Source organism: Caballeronia temeraria, assembly GCF_001544795.2.
Classification (GTDB): Bacteria; Pseudomonadota; Gammaproteobacteria; order Burkholderiales; family Burkholderiaceae; genus Caballeronia; species Caballeronia temeraria.
Window position 1 is genome coordinate 1 of record NZ_FCOI02000034.1, and the last position, 23,659, is coordinate 23,659.

General features: G+C 65.5%; 22 protein-coding genes and 3 pseudogenes. 16 read left to right on the plus strand and 9 right to left on the minus strand.

What is annotated here, in order from left to right:
- Positions 1–74: 74 nt before the first annotated feature.
- Positions 75–326, plus strand: a pseudogene (locus AWB76_RS39600) (SDR family oxidoreductase); the annotation flags it as partial.
- 122 nt (positions 327–448) lie between these two features.
- On the opposite strand, the pseudogene AWB76_RS39605 reads toward AWB76_RS39600, so the two are convergent.
- Positions 449–829: pseudogene (locus tag AWB76_RS39605) on the minus strand (flavin reductase family protein); the annotation flags it as partial.
- Positions 830–983: 154 nt separating this feature from the next.
- Here AWB76_RS39605 and AWB76_RS31930 point away from each other — a divergent pair.
- Positions 984–2,153: a zinc-dependent alcohol dehydrogenase gene (locus AWB76_RS31930; RefSeq protein ID WP_061164171.1), complete on the plus strand. Its 1,170-nt coding sequence runs from the start codon at positions 984–986 to the stop codon at positions 2,151–2,153.
- 199 nt (positions 2,154–2,352) lie between these two features.
- On the opposite strand, the gene AWB76_RS31935 is transcribed toward AWB76_RS31930, so the two are convergent.
- Positions 2,353–2,796 (minus strand): hypothetical protein, encoded by a 444-nt coding sequence (locus AWB76_RS31935; protein WP_061164111.1) that lies wholly within the window; start codon positions 2,794–2,796, stop codon positions 2,353–2,355.
- A 328-nt stretch (positions 2,797–3,124) separates the two neighbouring features.
- Between AWB76_RS31935 and AWB76_RS31940 the strand changes: the two are divergent.
- Positions 3,125–3,670: pseudogene (locus AWB76_RS31940) on the plus strand (NAD(P)/FAD-dependent oxidoreductase); the annotation flags it as partial.
- Between the two features lie 12 nt (positions 3,671–3,682).
- On the opposite strand, the gene AWB76_RS31945 reads toward AWB76_RS31940, so the two are convergent.
- From AWB76_RS31945 to AWB76_RS31975, 7 genes are all read right to left on the minus strand, one after another.
- Positions 3,683–4,183: a MaoC family dehydratase gene (locus AWB76_RS31945; RefSeq protein ID WP_061164112.1), complete on the minus strand. Its 501-nt coding sequence runs from the start codon at positions 4,181–4,183 to the stop codon at positions 3,683–3,685.
- A 29-nt stretch (positions 4,184–4,212) separates the two neighbouring features.
- Entirely contained in the window at positions 4,213–5,052 is an 840-nt protein-coding gene (locus AWB76_RS31950) for a sugar phosphate isomerase/epimerase family protein (RefSeq protein WP_061164113.1), read from the minus strand.
- Between the two features lie 19 nt (positions 5,053–5,071).
- Positions 5,072–6,229 carry a dihydrodipicolinate synthase family protein gene (locus tag AWB76_RS31955; protein ID WP_061164114.1) on the minus strand — a complete coding sequence of 386 codons (1,158 nt, stop codon included), beginning with the start codon at positions 6,227–6,229 and terminating at the stop codon, positions 5,072–5,074.
- Positions 6,230–6,254: 25 nt separating this feature from the next.
- Positions 6,255–7,115 carry a shikimate dehydrogenase family protein gene (locus AWB76_RS31960; RefSeq protein WP_061164115.1) on the minus strand — a complete coding sequence of 287 codons (861 nt, stop codon included), beginning with the start codon at positions 7,113–7,115 and terminating at the stop codon, positions 6,255–6,257.
- Positions 7,112–8,716, minus strand: a complete 1,605-nt coding sequence (locus AWB76_RS31965; protein ID WP_061164116.1) for an acyl CoA:acetate/3-ketoacid CoA transferase — start codon at positions 8,714–8,716, stop codon at positions 7,112–7,114. Before AWB76_RS31965 ends, AWB76_RS31960 begins: the two co-directional genes overlap by 4 nt.
- Before the next feature lie 45 nt (positions 8,717–8,761).
- On the minus strand, positions 8,762–10,102 hold the full coding sequence (locus tag AWB76_RS31970) for an MFS transporter (RefSeq protein ID WP_061164117.1): 1,341 nt from the start codon (positions 10,100–10,102) through the stop codon (positions 8,762–8,764).
- A 105-nt stretch (positions 10,103–10,207) separates the two neighbouring features.
- Positions 10,208–10,963 (minus strand): enoyl-CoA hydratase/isomerase family protein, encoded by a 756-nt coding sequence (locus tag AWB76_RS31975; RefSeq protein WP_061164118.1) that lies wholly within the window; start codon positions 10,961–10,963, stop codon positions 10,208–10,210.
- Between the two features lie 281 nt (positions 10,964–11,244).
- Here AWB76_RS31975 and AWB76_RS31980 point away from each other — a divergent pair, with 281 nt between their 5' ends.
- The 13 genes from AWB76_RS31980 to AWB76_RS32040 all read left to right on the plus strand — a co-directional run bounded on the left by AWB76_RS31980 (position 11,245) and on the right by AWB76_RS32040 (position 23,656).
- Positions 11,245–11,904 (plus strand): TetR/AcrR family transcriptional regulator, encoded by a 660-nt coding sequence (locus AWB76_RS31980; protein WP_082852788.1) that lies wholly within the window; start codon positions 11,245–11,247, stop codon positions 11,902–11,904.
- A gap of 84 nt (positions 11,905–11,988) precedes the next feature.
- Positions 11,989–13,035, plus strand: coding sequence for a Gfo/Idh/MocA family protein (locus AWB76_RS31985; protein ID WP_061164119.1), 1,047 nt, complete (start codon positions 11,989–11,991; stop codon positions 13,033–13,035).
- On the plus strand, positions 13,032–13,847 hold the full coding sequence (locus AWB76_RS31990) for a shikimate dehydrogenase family protein (protein WP_061164120.1): 816 nt from the start codon (positions 13,032–13,034) through the stop codon (positions 13,845–13,847). The genes AWB76_RS31985 and AWB76_RS31990 overlap by 4 nt, the downstream gene beginning before the upstream one ends.
- A gap of 72 nt (positions 13,848–13,919) precedes the next feature.
- Positions 13,920–14,954 (plus strand): LacI family DNA-binding transcriptional regulator, encoded by a 1,035-nt coding sequence (locus AWB76_RS31995; RefSeq protein ID WP_061164121.1) that lies wholly within the window; start codon positions 13,920–13,922, stop codon positions 14,952–14,954.
- Between the two features lie 255 nt (positions 14,955–15,209).
- Positions 15,210–16,193: a TRAP transporter substrate-binding protein gene (locus tag AWB76_RS32000; RefSeq protein WP_061164122.1), complete on the plus strand. Its 984-nt coding sequence runs from the start codon at positions 15,210–15,212 to the stop codon at positions 16,191–16,193.
- Between the two features lie 23 nt (positions 16,194–16,216).
- Positions 16,217–16,777 (plus strand): TRAP transporter small permease, encoded by a 561-nt coding sequence (locus AWB76_RS32005; protein WP_061164123.1) that lies wholly within the window; start codon positions 16,217–16,219, stop codon positions 16,775–16,777.
- A complete protein-coding gene (locus AWB76_RS32010) occupies positions 16,774–18,039 on the plus strand; it encodes a TRAP transporter large permease (protein ID WP_061164124.1) in 1,266 nt (421 codons plus the stop codon). Before AWB76_RS32005 ends, AWB76_RS32010 begins: the two co-directional genes overlap by 4 nt.
- A complete protein-coding gene (locus tag AWB76_RS32015) occupies positions 18,015–18,809 on the plus strand; it encodes a 3-ketoacyl-ACP reductase (RefSeq protein WP_061164125.1) in 795 nt (264 codons plus the stop codon). Before AWB76_RS32010 ends, AWB76_RS32015 begins: the two co-directional genes overlap by 25 nt.
- A gap of 40 nt (positions 18,810–18,849) precedes the next feature.
- A complete protein-coding gene (locus AWB76_RS32020) occupies positions 18,850–20,016 on the plus strand; it encodes a dihydrodipicolinate synthase family protein (protein ID WP_061164126.1) in 1,167 nt (388 codons plus the stop codon).
- Between the two features lie 12 nt (positions 20,017–20,028).
- On the plus strand, positions 20,029–20,787 hold the full coding sequence (locus AWB76_RS32025) for an enoyl-CoA hydratase/isomerase family protein (RefSeq protein WP_061164127.1): 759 nt from the start codon (positions 20,029–20,031) through the stop codon (positions 20,785–20,787).
- 3 nt (positions 20,788–20,790) lie between these two features.
- Positions 20,791–21,609, plus strand: coding sequence for an aldo/keto reductase (locus AWB76_RS32030; protein ID WP_061164128.1), 819 nt, complete (start codon positions 20,791–20,793; stop codon positions 21,607–21,609).
- A gap of 33 nt (positions 21,610–21,642) precedes the next feature.
- Positions 21,643–22,107: a MaoC family dehydratase gene (locus AWB76_RS32035; RefSeq protein ID WP_061164129.1), complete on the plus strand. Its 465-nt coding sequence runs from the start codon at positions 21,643–21,645 to the stop codon at positions 22,105–22,107.
- A gap of 1 nt (position 22,108) precedes the next feature.
- Complete coding sequence (locus AWB76_RS32040; RefSeq protein ID WP_061164130.1) at positions 22,109–23,656, plus strand: CoA-transferase; 1,548 nt, start codon at positions 22,109–22,111, stop codon at positions 23,654–23,656.
- Positions 23,657–23,659: the final 3 nt, after the last annotated feature.

Below are 23,659 nucleotides of genomic sequence, written 5' to 3' on the forward strand. Positions count from 1 at the left end.
GCAGCGCCGCTCGAGCCGTTATCGATGCGCGAACCGATCATGAGTGCCGTGAGCGAATACCTGGTACCTAAGTGCGCGATGGCGTGCGCGTCAATGCGGTATGCCCGAGCCTGACCGAAACCGATCTCACGCAAGACATGCTCGGCGACGAGCAATTGATGGCGAAGTTTCGCGAGCGCATTCCGCTTGGCCGCGCAGCGAAACCTGACGATATCGCAGCGGTGATTGCCTTCCTCGCCAGCGACGACGCGCGCTTCGTCACCGGAGTTAATCTGCCGGTAGACGGCGGCCTGAGCGCCGCCAACGGACAACCGCCGCAAGCGTAACTTCTACTTCGATTCGTTGAACGACTTGGCGTACAGCGGCGCGCTCCGTCCAGATCTCCCGTCGCGGCATAGATCAACGGCTGCGCTTCGGGAGAACGGATCGCACCGTCGATCACGCTGCCTGTCACGAGCCGATGATGCCCGGCTTCGATATCGCCGATAGCCTGACAGTCGAAATACGCCAGCGCGTCGGGCAGTATCGGCGCGCCGCTTCGGCCGGTTTTCCAAGGCATCGACGACAGCTTGTCGATCGTGCGGCCCGATTGTGTCCAGAAGTACGCGGCCAACGTCTGCTGATCCGAACGCAGCACGTTGATGGAGAACGCGCGCCCTCGTTGCAGTATCGGATAGGACGCAAGCGCCGGATTGATTGCGATCGCAACGAGCAGCGGGTCAAACGAAACCTGCATGACCGAACTCGCCGTGAACGCGTTCCTCGTTGCACCGTCCGCCACGCCGATCATATAGACGCCTGCCGTCAGACGCCGGAAGAGGTCAGCCATACCGTTGGCATCGCGCTTTTGTCCTTGATGTCGGAGGAACGGTTAAAGCGTATATGTGCATGTGTCATGCCTCGGCGGGAACACGCGTTGCGCAAGTCGAATGGCAGCGACGACGCACTTATCCGACGATCAGATCAATCCGCAGGAGGCGACCTTGAAGGCACTCATCTGGCATGGCAAGAAAGACATCCGTTACGACACCGTTCCGGACCCCATGATCGAGCACGGCCGCGATGCGATCATCAAGGTATCGACTTGCGCGATCTGCGGCTCGGACCTCCATCTGTTCGATGGCTTCATGCCCGGCATGGAATCGGGCGATGTGATGGGTCACGAATTCATGGGCGAAGTGGTCGAAGTCGGCCGTGACAACACCGCCCTCAAAGTGGGCGATCGAGTCGTGGTTCCGTTCACGATCATCTGCGGCGAATGCGATCAATGCAAGCGGGGCAATTTCTCCGTTTGCGAACGCTCGAACCGGAATAAAGACGCCGCCGACAAACTCTTCGGTCATACGACGGCCGGCCTCTTCGGATACACGCATCTCACAGGCGGCTACGCGGGCGGACAGGCCGAATACGTGCGCGTGCCGTTCGCGGACAAGACCCATATCAAGATTCCCGATGGCCTCTCCGACGAACAGGTGCTCTTTCTCGGCGACATCTTCCCGACCGGATGGCAGGCCGCGATCAATTGCGAAATCGAACCGACCGACACCGTCGCGATCTGGGGCGCCGGCCCCGTCGGGCAGATGGCGATCCGCAGCGCGATATTGCTCGGGGCGAGACAGGTCATCGTCATCGATCACGTTCCCGAACGGCTTGCGATGGCGCAAGCGGCGGGCGCGATCCCGATCAACTTCAAGGACGAAAGCGTGCTCGACCGCTTGCGCGATCTGACACGAGGCAAAGGCCCCGAGAAGTGTATCGATGCCGTCGGCATGGAGTCGCACGCGACGCGCTCGTTCGACGGCATCTACGATCGAATCAAGCAGGCCGTCATGCTCGAAACCGACCGGCCGCATGTGCTGCGCGAGATGATCTACGTGTGCCGTCCGGCGGGCGTGCTCTCGGTGCCGGGCGTGTATGGCGGACTGATCGACAAGATTCCGTTCGGCGCGGCGATGAACAAAGGGCTCACCTGGCGCATGGGGCAAACGCACGTCAATCGGTGGAGCGACGACTTGCTCAAGCGCATCGAAGAAGGACAGATCGATCCGTCCTTCGTCATCACGCACCGGATGAATCTGGCGGACGGACCGCAGATGTACGAAACCTTCCGCGATAAGCAGGACGGGTGCATCAAGGTGGTTTTGAAGCCTTAGTCGACGCACACGCGCAGGGTGAGGACGCGTCGCTTCGCGTTTGGATGCGCGCTCGGGCCGGCGAAGCGGCGCGCGAGCGCGCGGACGCCGAAAGCGGCGCCTGTGCGACGTACGTGATCATTGCGCGCATCCATCGCATTCAAGGACCGTGCTCGATGCCATGAAAGGCGCGCGCAGACAGCATGCCGACGCGTGAACGTCAGTCGTGGCGATGATGCTTGTGATGCTTGCCGCGACGGCCGTTATAGCCGCGGCTGTAGTCGTCCGCGTACGAATTCGAGCGCGAAACATTGCCGCCCAATGCCGCGCCCGCGCCGCCGCCGAGCGCCGCGCCGATCAGACCGCCGCCGCGGCCGCCCATGGCGTTGCCTGCCGCCGTGCCCGCACCGCCGCCGAGCGCGCCGCCGATGATCGCGCCCGTGCGCTCGCGACGGTTCGACGTGACCGCGCCGCCGGCGCCACCACCCACCGCCCCGCCGAGCACCGCGCCCGTGCTGCCGCCCACCGCGCCGCCCAGCGCCGCGCCGGCTACGCCGCCGAGCGCGCCGCCGAGCGCATTGTTCATGTCGCCGGCCATCGCCGAAACCGACGCAGCAGCGGTGAGCGCTGCGATTGCAACGAGTCGAATGTTTCGCTTTGACATAGTTCGGATGATTGTTTTTGAGACGGGCCGAGTATAACCGCGGCTTACGAAAAATCTTCGGTAAAACTGCCGCACAGCGGCGGTAAGACTTGTAACAAAGTCCGATTACCTGCGTGGCGCTGCCGGGGCCGAAGCCTTGTCCACGGCGAGGTTAGAATCTGATTCAGATTCGTCGAATCGTCCGCTACAGGAGGCCAGGGTGCCCGCGTTCCTCCCTGACGTCTTCACCGACCAGCAGGTCGCCGCGAATCTCCGACGGAAAAAATCGACGAACGCGCCGCGCTTTCGAGGCTCGATGCATCGCCGGTCAATACGGTGCCGCCAAGCGTGGCGTGTGACGACCGCATCGGGCGTCGTATCGGCGAAACAGGCCGTCGTCGCGATGGGACCGTGGTCGAGCGATGTGATCGCCAAGCTGGGCTATCGCCTTCCGCTCCAAGTCAAAACGCGGCTATCACATGCACGATGCGGCGCAGCCCGGCGCAACGCTGAATCAGCCTGTGCTCGATGCCGAAGTCGGTTACGTCATCACGCCGATGACACCCGGCATCCGCCTGACGACAGGCGTCGAAATCGGTCTCAGGGATTCGCCGAAGACGCCCGTGCAACTCGCGGCAGTCGAGCCTTTCGCCCGCGAAACGTTCCCGCTCGGCGAGCGCCTCGATGCGCAACCGTGGCTCGGACGCCGGCCGTGCACGCCCGACATGATGCTCGTCATCGGTCCGGCGCCGCGCCATGCGAATCTGTGGTTCGCCTTCGGTCACGCACATCACGGGCTCACGCTCGGCCCCTCACCGGACGGATCATCGCGGAGATGATGACCGGCGAGCGTCCGGTCGTTGACCCGCGGCCGTTCCGTGCAGACCGGTTCTGATCGCGCGATTCGTCAGTCGCGATTCGTCATCAGCAACAGCGTCTGCCCGTCCTGAAGCACCGCGCCGTGCTGGTTCAGCACGGTCAGCTTCAACGTCGCGATGCCGCGATCGGTTCGCTTGGTCACGCGCTTTTCGACGACTTCGATACGCACCTGAATGCGATCGCCGATCATCAGCGGCGCGCGAAACGCCCAGTTCCAGCTCAGTGTCGCGAGTGCGCTGAAGCGGACGTCGCTGCGCGTCTTCAGGCCGTCGGCGAGCGCGAGTCCGAGCAGTCCATGCGCGATGCGCCCGGGAAAGCCCGCTTCCTGCGCGGCGACATCGTCCATATGCAGGTCGTACAGATCGCCCGATACACCCGCGTAGTTGACGACGTGCGACTCGGTGACTGTCATCCCCGAGGTGAGGTAGTGATCGCCCGGTTCGATGTCGTTGAGGTCGTATTTGCCCGCCGGAAGCAGACGTCCCGTGCGTGCATCTTCGATGATTTCCTGTGTCGTGTCCTGTGTCATGTCTCTCGTCTCTTGTGTATAGGTTGTCGTCAGCAAACCGATTGCAGGCGCTGCGCGCAGACGGCCAGCACTTCGTCCGGCGCGACCTTCCACCAACGGTCGCGCGAAAAGATTTCGACTTCCATCATGCCGTCGTAGCCCGCGTCTTCCATCTCGCGCCGGAAGCCCGCCAGGTCGATAACGCCATCGCCCATCATGCCGCGATCCATCAACATGTCCTTCGTGTCGGCGTGCCAGTCGCACACGTGATACGCGAGAATCCGCCGTGCGCAGCCCGCCGCCGCGATCGACGCCGACAGCAGCGGATCCCACCAGCAGTGATACACGTCGATGGCGATGCCGAGCATCGACGGATCGTCTGGCGCGATGCGTTCGCATATCGCGAGCGCCTGCCCGATCGTGTTGACAACCGACCGATCCGCCGCGTACATCGGATGCAAAGGCTCGATGGCGAGCGGCATGTTCAGCTTGCGCGCCTCGTCGAGCAGACGCGCGATGCCCTCGTCGACCTGAGCGCGCGCGCCTGCGAGATCGCGGCCGTTCGCACTCACGCCGCCCACGACGAGCACGAAACAGCGCGCGCCGAGTTCGGCGGCATCGTGCAGCGCCGCGATATTGCTGTCGATGCTCGCACGCCGATCCGCTGGCGTCGCGCTCGTCAGATACGTGGAGCGGCAATAGCCGGTGACCGTGAGTTGCAGCGCGCGAAGCTGGCGCGCGACCGCTTGCGCGCCGAGCGCCTCGACCTCGTGCCGCCACGGTGCGACGCCGCCGAAGCCCGCGCGCGCGATGCGCTCCAGCGTCACATCGAGCGATTCGCGATGTCCGAGCGTCGCGGTATTGATCGCGCATCGTTTCAGTGAAACCATTTCGAGCTCCCTTGCGTCGTCACAGGCCGAAGGTCTGCATGACGAGGCGCATCCGATGCACCGCGAGTTCCGGATCGCGCAGGAGGTTCGCTGCATCGGCGAGACGGAACACGTCCGCGAGATAGAGCGGCGGACGCGCGCCGTGATGGCCGCCCGGCATGAAGAAGTGCGGCTGGAATCCGTTCAGGTACGCGAGAAAGACGACGCCCGTCTTGTAGTACTGTGTCGGCGCGCGAAATATGTGCCGGGAGAGCGCGACCGTGGGTTCGAGTACGCGCTCGTATCGCCCGATATCGCCGCTTGCGAGCGCGGCGAGGGCCTGCGACGCGGCGGGCGCGATCGCATCGAAGATGCCGAGTAGCGCGTGAGAGAAGCCCGCTTCATCGCCCTTGATGAGGAGCGGATAGTTGAAATCGTCGCCCGTGTACATCTTCACGCCCTCGGGCAGACGGCGGCGGAACGCGATCTCGCGCGCATCGTCGAGCAGCGAGATCTTGATGCCGTCGATCTTGCGCGCGTTCTCTGCAATCACCGCGAGGCAGGCATCGGCGGCTTCGTCGAGATCGTCGCTGCCCCAGTAGCCTTTCAGCTCGGGATCGAACATGTCGCCGAGCCAGTGCAGGATCACGGGCTGTTCGCACATCGCGAGCACTTCGCGGTAGACGCGCAGATAGTCGTCGCGATGCCGCGCCACGCGTGCAAGCGCGCGGCTCGCCATCAGGATCACGCGGCTGCCGGTGCGCTGGATGGCGTCGAGCTGCATCGCGTAGGCGCGGATCACGTCATCGCACGATGTCGCCGCGTGCGCGGGAAGATGATCGGTGCCGCAGCCCGATGCGATCAGCGCGTGCGGCATGTCGCACGTTTCGGCCATCGTGCGCTGCACGAGTTCGAGCGCGATTTCCCACGACAGACCCATGCCGCGCTGCGCGGTGTCCATTGCTTCGGCAATGCCGAGGCCCTGCCCGATCAGATAGCGCCGGTACTCGATGGTGCGCGGCCAGTCGAGCGCGGCGGGCTGATTCAGCTCACCGCTGCGATGAGGATCGGCGACGACGTGCGCGGCCGAGTACGCGATGCGGTTGAACGCCGCGCCCGCCGGCGCGCCGCCGATCGGGTCGCCCTTGAGCGTGTAGGTGTCGAACTGGCCGGAAGCGGCCGGAAGAACGATTTGCATGATGGTGGTGACTGGTGGTGGCGCTTTAGGCAGGCTCGTCGGAGAAACAGGAAAACGAGGCGGGCATGTCGATGCCGAAGAACGTCGCGAACGCCGCGAGTTGTCCTTCGATCATCGGCCGGCCGTTGGTCGCGCGGCAGCCGCACTGCCGCGCATGTTCGAGCAGCGGGGTTTCGGCGGGCGTCATGATGATGTCGACCACTTGAAGCGCCGGCGAAAACGCGCCGAACGCCGCGGGCATGCCGTCGCCCGGCCGCATGCCGACCGGCGAGCAGTTGACGAGCAGGTCGATGCCCGCGAGATTCGCCGGATCGAGATCGACGCTCGCCGGACAGTCCGGATAGAACCGGTTCAGCCGCGCCGCCAGTTGCTCGGGCAATTTGCGCTGCGGATCGGCAAGCGCGATGCTCGCCGCGCCCGCTTCGGCCAGCGCATGCGCGACCGCCGCGCCCGCGCCGCCCGCGCCGAGCTGCTTCACATGCTTGCCGCGCACTTCGAAACCGATGCGCATGAGGCCCAGCACGAGGCCGGCGCCGTCGAACATGTCGCCGAACCAGGTTCCGTCGGGACGCTCGCGCATGACGTTGATCGCGCCGACGCGCCGGGCGGTGTCGGAGACTTCATCGACCATCGACATGGCGCGCACCTTGTGCGGCACCGTGACGACGAGCCCGTCCACATTGCCGAGCGCCTGAAGCCCGGCGACGGCCGGCTCGAACACGTTGACGGGAACATCGAACGGCAGGCAGACCGCATCGATGCCGCCCGCCTCGAACAGCGCGTTCATCAGTTGCGGCGTTTTCACCTGCGTCACCGGATTGCCGACGATGCCGAACAAGCGCGTCGCCCCGCCGATCCGATGCTTGCGCGTGGCTGGCTGCGTCACCGCTGTCCCTCCGCGAAACCAGCAAGGCGGGCATGACGAGGCCACGGCTGCGCGTCCATCGTGGCGGCGAGGCGCATCGGCTCGGGACGGAACAGGCGTTCGTCCATCAGCTTGAGATTGGGCGAGATGACCGGACGGAACGCCATGTGCGCGAGCACGTCGCGTTCGAGATCGATGCCCGGCGCGATCTCGATCAGTTCCAGCGCACCTTCGATGGCGCGAAACACCGCGCGCTCGGTGACGAAGAGCGTCGTCTGACTGCGTTCCTGCGCGTAGGGCCCGCTGTACGACACCTGCTGCAGCTTCGACACGAACTTGCGGTGCGCGCCTTCCTTGAGAATCTGCAACTGCCCGCCTTCGCACGCCACTTGCAGGCTGCCCGCCGTGAACGTGCCGCCGAACACCATCTTGCGCGCGTTCTGGCTGATGTTGATGAACCCGCCCACGCCGATCAGCTTGTTCGCGAAGCGGCTGATGTTCACGCTGCCCTGCGCATCGATTTCCACGGCGGAAAGAAACGCGATGTCGATGCCGCCGCCATCGTAGAAATCGAACTGATAGGGCATGTCGACGATGGCGCTGTAGTTGCGCGCCGCGCCCGCGTCCAGACCCGCGGCAGGCGCGCCGCCGATCAGCCCTTGCTCGTTGGTCAGCACGATGTGATGCAGCACGTCTTCTTCCGCCGCGACGAGTCCGATGCCCGTGCACACGCCCGAACCCACGTTGCACACAGCGCCGACGCGCAGTTCCATCGCGAGACGCCGTGCGATGATCTTGCGTTCGTCGAGCGGCAGGCGCGGAAAACCGCCGAGCGGAATGCGCAGCTCGCCGGTGAAGGCGGGATCGTAGGCGGTCTGATACGTCACCGGCTGATCGGGCTCGACGACCACCGCATCCACCAGCATGCCGGGAATCTTCACCGTCTTGGCGGGCAGCGTGCCGCGCCGCGCGAGCCGCTTGACCTGCACGATCACAATGCCGCCGTTGCGCCGCGTCGCTTGCGCCATCGAAAGCATGTCGGCGAACACGGCTTCGTGTTCCATCGATACGTTGCCGTCTTCGTCGGCAGTCGTGCCGCGCAGAAACGCGACATCGACTTCGAAAGGCTTGTAGAACAGCCACTCGCGCCCTTCGATCTCGATGAGGCTGACGAGTTGGTCGTCGCTCGGCGCGCCTTGCAGGCCGCCGCCGTTGCGCGGATCGACGAAGGTATGCAGCCCGACGTGGCTCACGAGCCCCGGCCGTCCCGCCGCCATTTCGCGCGTGAGTTGCGACAGCGCACCCTGCGGCAGCGTCCACGCTTCGACTTCCTTGTTCAGCGCCATCTCCGCGAGCGCGGGCGAATCGACCAGCGTGCCGCACACGACGCGCTTGAGCAGACCCGCATGCGCGAGCCGCGATGCGCCGCGCTCGCCGCGATCGCCGAGACCGACCGGATGCACCGACGTGATCCGGCGCGGCGCGCCCTCCGCGAGAAAGCGGCGCTCGAGCGCCTCGATGAGCGATTCGGGCACGGCGTGTCCGCTTCCCGATCCTCCGATCATCAACGTGTCGCCGTCCTTCAGGAGGGATGCAGCCTGGTCGGCGGTCAAAATTTGCATGTCGTGTGCTCCGGTGTTTTCTGTGTGTGTCGATGCGTGCCGCCGCTATGCCGCCGAGCGCGATTCCGCGAATACCTGTTCGTCGTCGCGATGACGCGAAAGATGCTTGCCGAGCAGCGCGGCGATCAACGTGAACAGGCAGAACGCGGCGAGGTACAGCATCACGTAGGTTGGCTTGCCGTCGGCATAGGCGACGAGCACCGTCGCGATGAAAGGCGTCGGCCCGCCGATGAACGCGCCCGAAAACTCGCGGCACATGGCGATGCCGGAGAAGCGGTACTGCGTCGGAAAGAGGTTGGAGAGGAACGCGCCCTGCGCGCCGCACGTGCAGCCCCAACTGATGCCGTACACCGCGCTCATCGCGATGGTGGCGAGCACGACATCCTTCGAATCGATCGCATGAAAGAGCGGCCACACGAGCGCGAGCGCGATCATCGCGCCGGCGGCGAACACATTGCCGCTGCCGTACTTGTCCGCGAGCATGCCGCCGACGGGCGCGCAGAAGAGCGAAAAGCCGAGCGCGATGATGAGCACGACGAGACTGTCCGCCTTCGCCATGCCAACGGTGTTCGTCATATAGCTGAGCGCGAAGGTGTTGAGCACGTAGGACAGCGCCTGATGGCCGCCCATCGCGAAGAAGCCGCACAGCAGTTCGCGCCGGCTATTGCGGAACAGTTCGGCCACGGGCACTTTGCCGGCCTTGGCTTTTTCGCTTGCCTTCTCCATCGCGGCGACGTATTCCGGCGTCTCGTCGAGTTTCGAGCGGATGTAGATGGCGACGCCGAACAGCGCGAGCGACAGCAGGAACGGCACGCGCCACACCCACGAAAAGAGAATGTCCTCGGGCACGTACGAGATCATCAGGAACGTGGCGATCGCGATCATCACGCCGAAGTTGGTCGCGGCGTTCGGGATCGACGTGAAGAATGCGCGGCGGCTCGGCGGCGTGTATTCGGCGATCAGCGTGATCGCGCCCGCGAGTTCCGCGCCCGCGCCGAAGCCCTGCATCATGCGCAGGAGCACGAGCAGGATCGGCGCGAGAATGCCTGCCTGCTGCCATGTCGGCAATAAACCGAGGCCGACGGTCGCCGCGCCCATGATCGTCACGCAGAAGACGAGCGCTGGCTTGCGGCCGTATTTATCGCCGATATGCGAAATGACGATGCCGCCCAGCGGCCGGATGATGAAGCCCACAGCGAACGTCGCGAATGCGGCGAGCGTGCCCGCCAGCGACGACAGATGCGGAAAGAACAGCTTGTTGATGATGAGGCCCGATGCCGCCGCATAAAGTCCATAGTCGTACCATTCGATGATGGTGCCGAGCGTGGACGCGAATACGGCGCGCCGGATGTTCCTGCGGTCTGCCCGCGCGAGTGCTGGTTGCATGGCGCTGTCTCCTGCTTCTCTTGTCTGATCTCTGTGCGATGCCGCGCGCTCGAAGGCCGCGGCATCCGTTGACGGTTTCGCCGCTGATCGTGCCGGTCCTTCGAATCAGGTCCGGCCGCGATTGCCGAACGCGCTGGCGCCCTCCTCGTAATTGCCCGATGCGAAGCAGAGCGAGGTCAGCTCGTTCTCGTAGCGGATGCCCTGGTCCACGCTCATCGAGAGCGCCGCGCGCACCGCCGCCTTCACGGACTGCGTCGCGATCGGGCTGTACCCGGCCATCTTGCGGCACAGCGACATGGCGTGATCGACGACGGCTTCGTCGTCCACCACGATCTCGACTAGGCCGATACCGCGCGCCTCGTCCGCATCGATGGTGTCGGCGGTCAAAAGCAGGCGCATCGCCTGTCCGTAGCCGACGAGACGCGGCAGCATCTGCGACGCGCCGCCGCCGCCCACCCAGCCGCGCAGCACTTCGGGTGCGCCGAACTTCGCGCTGCGGCCGGCCACGCGGATATCGGCGCCGAGCATCATTTCCAGTCCGCCTCCGAGCACCCAGCCTTTCAGTGCGGCGACGACGGGCTTCGTGAATTCGCGCACGACCATCGCGTAATCGGTGCGCGCGCGGAATTCCCACGCGCTCTGGTACGTCTTGAGCGAATGCAGGTCGCTGCCCGCGCTGAACGCGCGGTCGCCTTCGCCGCGCAGCAGCACGACGCGCACCGTCTCGTCGCGCTCAACCTCCTGCCGGATGCCGGCGAGCGTCTGCGTCATCCCGGGCGTGATCGCGTTCATCTTTTCCGGCCGGTTGATGATGATCTCCGCCACCGCGCCGTGCCTGCGCATCAGTATCTGTTCCTGCATCGCGCCTCCTTGTTTGCCGACTGCCGCAGCAGTCGTGTCCCCTTCTCGTTTTCCCTTATACTTACTTACTAGTAAGTAGCTTGAGCGGACATTAACATCAATCCCGAACGTTGCGCAACGGGAATTTTGAGGAGGCAAAAATGCGAGGCGGCACAGCGGACGCAGAGACGCTCGAAGAACACGCAGGAACGCGGCTGGCCGGCAGGGGTCGTGTAAAATCGGCCGTTGCTTCGCCCCGTATGAGGCTGAGTCACCACACCGATCCTCACCGAGGGAAAACCTTGAGTCAGACCGAGAAGACCGCGAAAACCGACAAGACGGCGCCGGCGACCCGGCAGCGGTCTTCCATGTACGACAGCATCAAGGACGTGGCCAAACGGCTCTTGATCGCGCACGGTTATCACAAGACGACGTTCGGCGTGATCGCGAAGGAACTCGGCATCACGACGACCAACATCCACTATCACTTCGGCAACAAGAACAGCCTTGTCGAGGAAGTGGTGAAGGATTACGTGGCCGGCGCAACGGAAGGTCAGAAGAAAATCTGGCTCGACGAAACCATGTCCTTGCAGGACAAGGTGCAGGCGGAAATCGCCTTCAACCGCAATCTCTTTCGCAAGTACAACCCGAACGGCAAGACGCGCAAGCCGTGGAGTCTGATCGGCCGGCTGCGCCTCGAAAGCGACGTCCTCACCGACGAAGCGCGCGCCGCGCTCGCGGGCTTCACCACGGAAATTCACGGCGCGGTGGAGTTCGCGGTCGCGCACGCGAGCCGCAGCGGCGAGCTCAAGCGCGACACGCCCAAGGAAGACCTGATCTTCCTGCTCACGCATCTGATCGACAGCCTGTCGGTATTCGCACAGGACGCGGGCGGCTTCGAGCGCGTCGAGCAGTTCATGAACTCGTTCTCGCGCGTCGTGCTCGCGAAATACACGAAGTAACCCAGCGTTTTTGCGCATCGCGGGCGCACCGCGCGCTGGACAATTAGATCGATCTACCTTATTGTCGCGGTACGGAGACAATTCATGAGCGATAACGCCTTCAGCATCGCCGTCGTGGGCGCGGGCATGGCATCCGCGCCGCATCTCGCGGGCCTTCTGGACTTGCGGGAGCGGGTGACCGTGCGCCATGTCGTCGCGCGTTCCGAGGCGCGTGCGCGCGTGTTTGCGGATGCGCTGCCGCACGCCCGCGTCACGCTCGACCTGGACACCGCGCTGGCCGATCCGCACGTGAACGCCGTGCTGCTGCTCACGCCGCCGAACACGCATCTGGAACTCGGCGCGAAAATCGCGGCGGCGGGCAAGCATCTGCTGGTCGAAAAGCCAGTCGATGTCACGACCGCGCGCGCTCGTGAACTCGCCGACATATGCGAGCGGCATGGCGTCGTCGCGGCGACGGTGCTGCAGCATCGTACGCGGGATGCCTCACGCAAGCTGCGCGAGTTGCTCGATGCCCGCGCGCTCGGCGACATCCACAGCGCGAGCGTCGCGGTGCCGTGGTGGCGGCCGCAATCCTATTACGACGAACCCGGGCGCGGCACGCTCGCGCGCGACGGCGGCGGCGTGCTGATGACGCAAGCCATTCATACGCTCGATCTGTTCCTGTGGCTCGCCGGCTGTCCCGACGAAGTGTTCGCCTATGCGATCACCAGCCACGCGCATCGCATGGAATGTGAGGACACGGTCGCGGGCGTCATGCGCTATGGCAGCGGCTGCGTCGCGTCGCTCCATGCGAGCACGGCGGTATATCCCGGCTTCGACGAACGCATCGAGATCAGCGGCGCGAACGGCACCGCCACGCTCAGCGGCGGCAGGCTCGTCGTCCATTACGTGGACGGCTCCGTGATCGAGGAAGGCGAAGCAGCATCGCTCGGTTCCGGCGCAAATCCGATGGCCTTCTCGCACCATGCGCATCGGGCGGTCATGGCCAATTTCATCGATGCCGCCACGCGCGGCGCCGAGCCGGTCGCATCGCTACGCAGCGCGCTGACCGTTCAACTGCTGATCGATGCCCTCATCGCGTCGTCGGCGAATCGTCGACCCATGCCGGTCAAGCCCGGCTCGCCAACATGACCCATACGCTCAATGCCGCCGTCGCCGGCGATACGCGCCTCTTCGCCATCGTCGGCGATCCCATCGCGCAGGCACGCTCGCCGCTCGTGTTCAACGAAATCTTCCAGCGCATGGGCGTCAATGCAGTGCTCGTGCCGATGCGAATTCCTGCCGCATCGCTCGCGAGGGCGATCGCGGGACTCAAGGCAGTCGGCAATCTGGACGGCATCGTCGTCACGGTGCCGCACAAGATCGCGATGACGGAACTCGTCGACCGGCTGCTGCCCGCCGCGCAGCACGTGGGCGCGATCAACTGCATGCGCCGCGCCGAAAACGGCGAATGGGAAGGCGACATGTACGACGGCGAAGGCTTCACGCGCGGACTGCGCAAAGAGGGCCACGAGCCGCGCGGCATGGCGGTGTTCCAGGCGGGCGCGGGTGGCGCGGGAAAGGCGCTCGCCCATGCGCTCGCGCGCGCGGGCGTGCGTTCGCTGCAACTGACCGACGTGGATCGCGACAAGCAGGACGCGCTCGTCGCGCAGATCGCGCGGGCCTATCCGGACGTGCGCGTCGTCGCAGGCGGCGAGAAACCGGAGAACGTCGACATGGTGGTGAACGCCACGCCGTGCGGCATGGCGCCGGGCGACCCGCTGCCGTTCGACATCGACAGGCTCGGCCGCGATGTGCTGGTCGCCGACATCATCATGAAACCCGAGCGCACGCCGCTGCTCTGCCGGGCGGAAGAGCGCGGGCATCGCGTTCATCTCGGCCGGCATCTGCTGGAGAATCAGGCGGAACTCGTCGCGGAATTCTTCGGCATCGCACCGATGTGACGCAAGGCGCCGGCAGCGGAACGTCCGGCCGTTTCGGATACACTCCGGGCATACGACTCATCGACCGTTCCAATGTCCCGAGACAAACCCGGTTCTCCCGTTACACTGCTCGACATCGCCAACGATCTCGGCCTGTCTCGCGCCACGGTCTCGCTCGTTCTGCGCAACAGCCCGCGCATTTCCGAGGCTACGCGCGAGCGCGTGCTCGAAGCGTTCAAGCGCAAAGGCTATGTCTATAACCGCCACGCGGCGGGCATGCGCAGCAATCAGACGCATACGGTCGGCGTCGTCGTCAACGATCTCGCCAATCCTTATTTCACGATGCTCGTGCGCGCCATCGAAGCGAGCCTGAGCACGCAAGGCTTCATCACGCTGCTCGGCAACACCGACGAATCGCTCGAACGGCAAAGCCGCTTTCTCGATACGGTGCGGCAGCACAACATCGACGGTCTCATCGTCTGTCCGACGGAATCCACCACGGCCTCGCAGATGCGTCAGGTGCTCGCCTGGGGCATTCCGTGCGTGTTCGCCTCGCGCTACGTGGCGAACCTTCAGGCCGATTACGTGGGCGTGGACAACCGGCGCGGCATGGCGCTCGCGACCTCGCATCTGATCGGCCTCGGGCATCGCCGTATCGCGATGATCGGCGGCGTGATGCGCGCCTCCACCGGCAGCGACCGCGCCGAAGGTTATCGCGAAGCCCTGCGCGCCGCGAAGATCAAGCTCGACGAACGGCTGATCGTGCCCTCGCCGCTCACGCGCTCCGACGGCAAGCGCATCATCACCGAACTGCTGCGCCTGAAGAATCCGCCGACGGCGGTCGTGTGCGGCAACGATATCGTCGCGTTCGGCGTGATGCTGGGCCTGCGCGCGCACGGCATCGAACCGGGCACGGATTTCGGCGTCGTCGGCTTCGACGATGTCCCCGAAGCCGCGCTGTGGGAGCCGCCGCTCACGACGGTACAGGTCTTGCAGGACGAGATCGGCCAGACCGCCGCCGACCTCCTGCTCAAGCGCATGACCGAGCCGTCGCGCACGCCGACGCGCATCGTGTCGGAGCCGGTGCTCATCGTGCGCGGCACCTGCGGCGCGCGCGCCAAGGCCTGAAAAACAGGCTCGCTTTCTCATCGTCCGAACTTTCCCGAGCCGTCCGGTTCGGGTTTCCCTTAGGCAAAATCCGCTTGCGTCACGTCTGCGCAGCCCCTAATCTACGCCCTAGTAGATCGATCTAACACGCGATAAAGACGTGCTCATGCGGCAGCCTTCCGGTCAGTTCCAGCCGCTCCTCCGTGCACTTGCGCCGTAATGCGACACCGCAGTGCGGCAGTGCGATACGGCATGAAAACCATAGGAATCCGATTCATGCGTGACTACCTGCTCTCTCGCCGCAAGCTGCTGATCCTCGCCGCCGCGTCCGCCGCCGCGGGCTACATGCCGCGCCTCGCGCTGGCGGACGGACAGACCATCCGTATCGGCGATGTCGTGGATCGCCACAATCCCGAAGTCATTACCGAGAACGTGATGGCGAAGAAGCTGAAGGAATCGACGGGCTTCGACGCGCGCGTATTTCCCGACGGCGTCCTCGGCTCGCACACCCGCATGAACGAGCAGTTGCGCAACGGCACGCTGGAAATCACGGTCACGAACGTCGCGGATCTGGAAGGCTACGACAAGCGTCTCGGCCTGTTCGCCATGCCCTTCGCGTTTCCGGATCGCAAGTCGCTGTTCTCGGCGCAGGACGGCGCGCTCGGTCAGGCATACGCGGGCATTCTGGACAAGCTCGGCTTCGTGCTGCTGGGCTGGTTCGATTCGGGACAGCGCAGCGTCTACAACCGCACGCGCGCCGTTCACGAACCGGACGATCTCAAGGGCCTGAAAGTGCGCACGCAGGGCAACCAGATCATGATCGCCACCTTCAACCAGCTGGGCGCGCAGGCAACGCCGCTCGACACGACGCAGATCTACTCCGCGCTGCAGCAAGGCGTGGTCGACGGCGCGGAGAACTCGGTCACGTTCTTCGTGCAGCAGCATCACAGCGAAGTGGCCAAGTACTACTCATACACGAATCACTTCTTCTCCATCGACCCGATGCTCGCGAGCAAGAAATGGTTCGATGCGCTCGATCCGAAACAGCGCGACGCCGTGAAGCAGGCGGGCGCCGAGGCGCAACAGCACGAACGCGAACTCTGGATGGCGTCGGACGCGAAGTATCTCTCCGAAGCGAAGAAGAACGGCGCGGCCTTCAACGACGCGAACATTCCCGCGTTCCGCACGGCGGTCAAGCCGATCTACACGAAGTACCGCTCGAACTTCGCCGAACTGGCGACGTATCTGCCGGATCTCTGACCTCAAGCCACAGGTTCTCCGACATGAAACCCCAACCGCTTTCGCCTGCGCCCCGCGACGGCATCAACCAGACCCGCGCGTTTCGCATGCTCGCGAGCGTCGAGGATCTGCTGATCGCGGTGCTGGTTTTCGCGATCTTCTGCGTCGTGCTCGCGGGCATTTTGTCCCGCTTCGTCTTTCACGTTTCGCTTTCGTGGAACATCGAGGTCAGCGTCACGCTGATGATCTGGATGACGTTCATCGGCATCGCGGTGGGCGTGCGCGACAAGGTGCATGTCGCGTTCGAACTGTTCGAGGACAAGCTGAGCGGCCGCTGGCTCACGTGCGCCTCGCTCGTGCAGATGCTGCTGATGGGCTTTCTGCTCGTCGCGCTCGCGTGGGGCGGCTGGCAGTTCACGGAACTCGGCTTCAGTCAACTCACGCCGAGCGGCATTCCGCAGTGGATCTCGTTCGCCGCCATTCCGGCCGGCAGCGCGCTCGGGCTCCTGCATCTCGCGGCGCATGCATGGGACGTCGCGGCGCACGTCGATCTCGACAGCGGCGCGCATCGCGGCCACGGCCATACCGAAACGAGGACGCAATGATTCTGACCATCGGACTGCTTGCGCTGTTCGTGCTCGCCGGCGCGCCGATCATCGCGTCGCTGGGCGCGGTCGGCACCATCGACGGCCTGATGCAGGGCCTGCCGCTCACCAACATCGCCCAGGCGATGTATCACGGCGTCGACTCGTTCACGCTGCTCGCCGTGCCGCTCTTCATCCTCGCCGGCGAAATCCTGTTCCACTCCGGCTCGGCGGGCCGGCTCGTCAACTTCATGAACCTGCTGGTCGGGCGCGTGCCGGGCGGACTGGGCGTGAGCGCCGTGGCATCGACGATGGTGTTCTCGGGCCTGAGCGGCTCGGTGAACGCCGACGCCGCCGCGATCAGTTCCGCCATGCTCCCGTCGATGGAGAAGGCCGGCTACCGCAAGGAATGGTCGTCCGCGATCATCGCGGCGGCGGCGGGCACGGGCATCCTGATTCCGCCGTCGATCACCATCATCGTGCTCGCGACGGTGGCGAACATGTCGGTCACCAAGCTCTTTCTCGCGGCCACGCTGCCCGCCATTCTGGTCGGCGTGACGAAGATGCTCATCATCATGTATCGCTCGCGCCTTGAGCCGCCCGTCGCGCCGGTTCACTTCAGCGTGCCGGAACTGGGCCGCGCGTTCGTGCTCGCGATTCCCGCGCTGGGTGCGCCGATCATCATTCTCGGCGGCATCTTCATGGGCTTCTTCACGGCGACCGAATCGGCGGCGGCGGCGGTCGCCTACGTGACGATCATCACGCTCCTGCAACGCTCGATTCCCGCCCGCGCATGGCTCGGCATCCTCATCAAGGCGGGCCGCACGAGCGCGATCGTGCTGTCGCTCGTGGGCGTCGCGCAGATCCTCGGCTACATGCTCGCGTACAACTCAGTGGGCGAACAGGTCGCGGAATTCGCCTCCCAACTGACGAGCCACAAGATCGTGTTCACGGTGTTCATCGTCGTGGTGTTCTGGCTGCTGGGCGCGCTGCTCGACGGCATTCCCGCGCTGATCCTGCTGATTCCGCTCTTCCTGCCGATCGCGCAGGACGCGGGCTTCAGCGACATCCACTTCGCGATTCTCGCCATCGCCATCGTCGGCATATCGCTCGTCACGCCGCCGATCGGCACAGCCTGCTTCATCGTCACCGGCGTCGCCAATATCCGCATGGTGAATCTCGTGCGGCCGATGCTGCCCTTCATGGCGATCATGTTCGTCACCATCCTGCTGCTCGCCTTCGTGCCGGCATTCTCCGAATGGCTGCCTCGTCTCCTGTACTAGCGCCCGGACGGGCGCGGCCGCTCGCCCTTGTGACCGGCGCGCGGCGCGGGATCGGGGCGGCCATCGCGGCGGAACTGGCGCGCTGCGGCTTCGACCTCGCGCTGGTCGATATCGACGAAACCGGCGCAGCCGATACCTGCGCCGCGGTCGAATCGCACGGCGGCCGCGCGGGCTTCTGGCGGCACGATCTCGCCGACAGCGCCGCGCATCCGGCGCTCGTCGGGCGCATCGTGGCGGCGTGCGGGCCGCTCGCGTGTCTCGTCAACAACGCGGGCGTATCCGCCGACCGGCGCGGCGACCTGCTCGAACTCGGCGAATCGTCTTATGACCGGGTGGTGGACATCAACATGCGGGGCACGTTTTTTCTCACTCAGGCGGTGGCGCGTCACATGGCATCGAGCGGCAACGAGCATGCGCGCGCCATCGTCACGGTGTCGTCGGTGAGCGCGGAGCTGGCGTCCGTCGAGCGCGGCGAATACTGCATGTCGAAGGCCGGTCTCGGCATGCTGACGCGGCTTTTCGCGCTGCGCCTGGCGCCGCTCGGCATCGGCGTATTCGAAGTGCGGCCCGGCATCATCCGCACGCCGATGACCGAAGCCGTCGCCGCGCGCTACGACGAACGCATCGCGGGCGGCCTCGTGCCGATGCAGCGCTGGGGCACGCCGCAGGACGTCGCCTCGGCGGTGGCGGCGCTCGCGTCCGGGCGCATGGGTTTCGCCACCGGAAGCGTGCTGAATATCGATGGCGCGCTGTCCATCCCGCGTCTGTGAGGTTCCCTTTCTTTTCCAACTCAAGCGCGAGTCACGCGACATGAACAGTCTCGAACTGCCTACCTCTTCCGGTGCGCTGGAACGCTATACGCTTGCCGGCACGCCGCTGCCTGAAGTCGAAAGTTCCGCGCCCTTCAACCGCATCGCGCTGTCGGCGGCGCACGTCGTCGCCGATCCCTTCGCGAACGCCGATCCTTCCGGCGGCGGCCGCATCGACTGGGACAAGACGCTCGAATATCGCCGCTACCTCGCGGGGCTCGGGCTCGGCATTGCCGAAGCGATGGACACCGCGCAGCGCGGCATGGGCCTCGACTGGCAGGAAGCGCTGCAACTGATCCGCCGCACGCGCGCGGAACTCGCCGACGCCCGCGTGCCGATCTTCAACGGCTGCGGCACGGACCATCTCGATCCCGCATCCGTCGATTCGCTCGACGCCGTGATCAGCGCGTATCTGCAACAGGTCGATGCCATCCAGACAGCCGGCGGCCGGCTGATCCTGATGGCGAGCCGCGCGCTGGCGCGCATCGCGCGAACGCCGGACGACTATGCGACGGTGTATCGCCGCGTGCTGGCGCAAGTGGAGCAGCCGGTGATCCTTCACTGGCTCGGCGACATGTTCGATCCCGCGCTCGCCGGCTACTGGGGCACCGACGATCTCACCGCCGCGCGCGACGTGGCGCTCGAAGTCATGCGCGAATCCGCCGCGAAGGTGGACGGCATCAAGGTCTCGCTGCTCGACAAGCAGCGCGAGATCGACATGCGCCGCCTGCTGCCCGCCGGCGTGAAGATGTACACGGGCGACGACTTCAACTACCCGGAACTGATCGCCGGCGACGAAGCGGGGTACTCGCACGCGCTGCTCGGCATCTTCGACGGCATCGCGCCCGTCGCATCGGCCGCGCTCGCCGAACTCGCCGCTGGACGCCGCGAGCGCTTCCACGCGATTCTCGCGCCCACGGTGCCGCTGTCGCGCCACATTTTTCGCGCGCCGACGCGCTTTTACAAGACGGGCATCGTCTTTCTCGCGTTCCTGAACGGCCATCAATCGCATATGACGATGCTCGCGGGTCATCAGGCCATGCGCCCGCTGCCCTATTTCGTCGATCTCTTCAAACTCGCCGATGCCGCCGGCCTGCTGCGCCAGCCGGAACTCGCCGTCGCGCGCATGAAGCGCTTTCTCGCCGTCTACGGCGTGTCCCAGGACTGAAGGAGACATTCGATGGGACAACTCATCGCGCGCCGCGACGGCGCCGTGCTGACGCTGGAACTGAGCAATCCGCGCAAGGCGAACGCGCTCGACTTCGCGATACTCGCCGCGCTCGACGAGCAGATCGCGCATATCGAGGAAGACGAGCGCATTCGCGCCGTGGTCTTGCGCGGCACCGAAGGCGGCGCGTTCAGTTCGGGCGCGGACATTCGCGAATGGTCCGCGCTGGCGCCGGAAGTCTTCGCGCGCAAATGGGTCGGCGAAGGCAACGAAACGTTCCGGCGCTTCGAGCGCCTGCGCTGCCCGAGCATCGCGCTGATCGAAGGTTTGTGCTTCGGCGGCGGGCTGGAGCTTGCGCTGTGCTGCGATCTGCGGCTCGCCACGGACGCCGCGCGGCTGCGCTTTCCGGAAGTCGCCATCGGTGCGATTCCCGGCTGGGAAGGCGGCGACCGCCTGCAGCGCATCGCGGGGCGCGCGCGCGCGCTCGAAGCCGTGCTGCTGTCGCGCGAGATCGATGCGCCGACCGCGCTGCAATGGGGCGTCGTCAATGCCGTCTGCGCGCCGCAGGACGCCGGCGTGCGCCTCGCCGACTGGACCGCGCGGCTGTGCGAGGTATCGCCGCGCGCCGCCGCGTCCGCCAAGGCCCTCATCCTCGATGACGCGAAGGACGCGCGCATCGCCTATCCGCAAGCCGCGCTCGACGTGCGCAACAGCGCCGACGCGCAACGCGGCATCGACGCCTTCTTCGCTAAAACCACTGCCGTCTTCTAAACCATGAACGTTCTCTTCCAGCGCACGCATCAACGCTCGTTCGGCACGTGGCCGCTACAGGGCCGGCAATTGCACGACGCCCTCGCCGCCGCCATCGAAACGGGTTATCGCGCGATCGACACCGCGCAGCTCTACGACAACGAACTCGGCGTCGGCTCGGCGCTGCGGGCGATCGGCGTGCCGCGCGACGAGTTGTGCATCACCACGAAGATCGCGCCCGCCAACGATTCCGGCGAACGCTTCATGCCGACGCTGCGCGAAAGCCTCGACAAGCTGAAGGTCGAACAGGTCGACGTGCTCCTGCTGCACTGGCCGCCCGCCGACGGCGACGTCGCGCCTTCGGTGCGAAGGCTCGAAGAGGCGCAGCGCGCGGGACTCGCGCGGCATATCGGCGTGAGCAACTTCACCGCCGCGATGATGCGCGCCGCCCGCGCCGCGACGGCGCTGCCGCTCGTCACGAATCAGGTGGAGTTTCATCCGTTGCTGGACCAGCGCGTCTTGCTGCGAGCCGCAGCCGAGACCGGCATTCCGCTGTCGTCGTATTGCTCGGTCGCGCGCGGCGAAGTCTTCAACTATCCGCTGTTCGGCGAGATGGGCGCGCAGTACGGCAAGAGCGCCGCGCAGATCGTGCTGCGCTGGATTCTCCAGAAAGGCGTGCCGATCAACACCATGTCCACGCAGCGCAAGAACATCGAGGCCAATTTCGATGTGATGGACTTCACGCTGTCGAGCATCGACATGGAACGCATCGATGCGCTGAACGCGACGAACTACCGCATTGTCAATCGGGACCGGGTGCCGCATGCGCCCGATTTCGACTGATCGCGACGCAGGCTAGCCGACAAGGACAACGACATGAGCCATTCCCTGCTTTACGACGAGATCGAACCGGGTCTCGCCTTCGCGACATCGGGCATCGTGGTGACGGAAAGCCACGTGGTGCAGTTCGCGGGCATTTCGGGCGATTTCTTCGATGTCCACATGGACGATGAATTCGCGCGCGGCGTCGGCTTTCCGGGGCGCGTCGCGCATGGCCTCCTGTGCCTCGCGATGGTCGACGGCCTCAAGAACCGCGCGGCCACGCAACTGGCTGCCGTCGCGACGCTCGAATGGACGTACCGCTTTCACAAGCCGGTGCTGATCGGCGACAGGATCCAGGGGCGCATCGCCGTGTTCGACAAGCGGCCGACGCGGCGCGCCGATCGCGGCATCGTGCGTCTGCAGGTGGAAGTGCGCAACCAGGACGGCGTGCTGATCCAGGACGGCATCAACGTGCTCATGGTCCGCGCGCTCGCGCGGACGGGCCACGAGGAACGATGAAATGAAACGTGCAAACCTGACTGATCCGGACGCCATGGCCGCCGCGATCTTCGACGGCGCGGTCGTCGTACTGAGCGGCTCGGGCGGCGGCTTGGTCGAACCCGATCACATCACGTCGGCCATCGAGCGGCGCTTTCTGGCGACCGGGCATCCGCGCGATCTCACGCTGATCCACGGACTCGGCATCGGCGACGGGCTCAGCAGCGGCGTCAGCCGCTTCGCGCACGAAGGCATGGTGAAGCGCGTCGTCGGCGGTCACTGGACGTGGTCCAAGCCGATGCAGAAGCTCGCCCGCGAAGAGCGCGTCGAAGCTTACACGATGCCCGCGGGCGTCATCCAGACGCTGATCCGCGAAGCGGGCGCGGGGCGGCACGGGCTCGTGACGCACATCGGTCTGGACACCTTCGCCGATCCGCGTCACGGCGGCGGCCGCGTCAACGCCCGCGCACGCGACGATCTCGTCGAAGTCATCAAGCTAGGCGGCAAGGAACTGCTCTGGTACAAGCCCTTCGAGATCGACTTCGCGATCGTGCGCGGCACGACTGCGGACATGCAGGGCAATCTGACGTCGCGCGAGGAACCCGCCGACATCGACGCGTTCGCCGCCGCGCTCGCCGCGCACAACGCGGGCGGGCGCGTGTTCGCGCAGGTCCGCGACGTATCGGCGACGCCGATCACGCCCGCGCGCGCGGTGACGGTGCCGGGCGTGCTCGTCGACGACATCTGCGTCCACGCCGAGCAGAAGCAGACGACCGGCGCCGCCTACGATCCCGCGATCAGCGGCGAGCTGCCCGCGCCGGATACGCGCACGCCGCCCGCATTGCCGCAAGGCATCCGCTACATCATAGCGAAACGCGCCGCGCAAGAACTGGTGCCGGGCGCGTGCGTCAACTTCGGCTACGGCCTGCCCGACGGCATTCCGGCCGTCGCGCACGCAGCGGGCGTCGATATCAGCTGGACGGTCATCGAACAGGGATCGCACAACGGGGAGCTGCTCGGCGGTGACCTGTTCGGCGCGACGCGCCATGCGAGCGCCATCCTCAAGTCCAACGACCAGTTCGATTTCTTCAGCGGCGGCGGCATCGATATCGCCTTTCTCGGCATGGGCGAACTGGATGCGCAGGGCAACGTCAACGTGTCGTGGCTGGGCGAGAACATTGTCGGGCCGGGCGGCTTCGTCGATATCACGCAGCGCACGCGCAAGGTCGTGTTCTGCGGCACGTTCGAAGCGAAGGGGCTGGACGTGGAACTCGCCAACGGACAGGTGCATATCCGCCGCCACGGCGCGGTGCCGAAGCTCGTGCCGCAGGTGCGTCATATCACGTTCAGCGGCAAGCGGGCGCGCGCCGATGGCCAGCAGGTGCTCTACATCACTGAGCGCGCCGTGTTCGAGCTCGCCGCCGAGGGCTTGCGGCTGATCGAAGTCGCGCCGGGCGTCGACCTCGTGCGCGACGTGCTCGAGCGCATGCCGTTCGACGTGGCGCTGCATCCGTCGCTGCGGGAGCGCAAGGAGCGCGCATCGCACGCGGCGGCATCCAGCGAAGGCTGACCG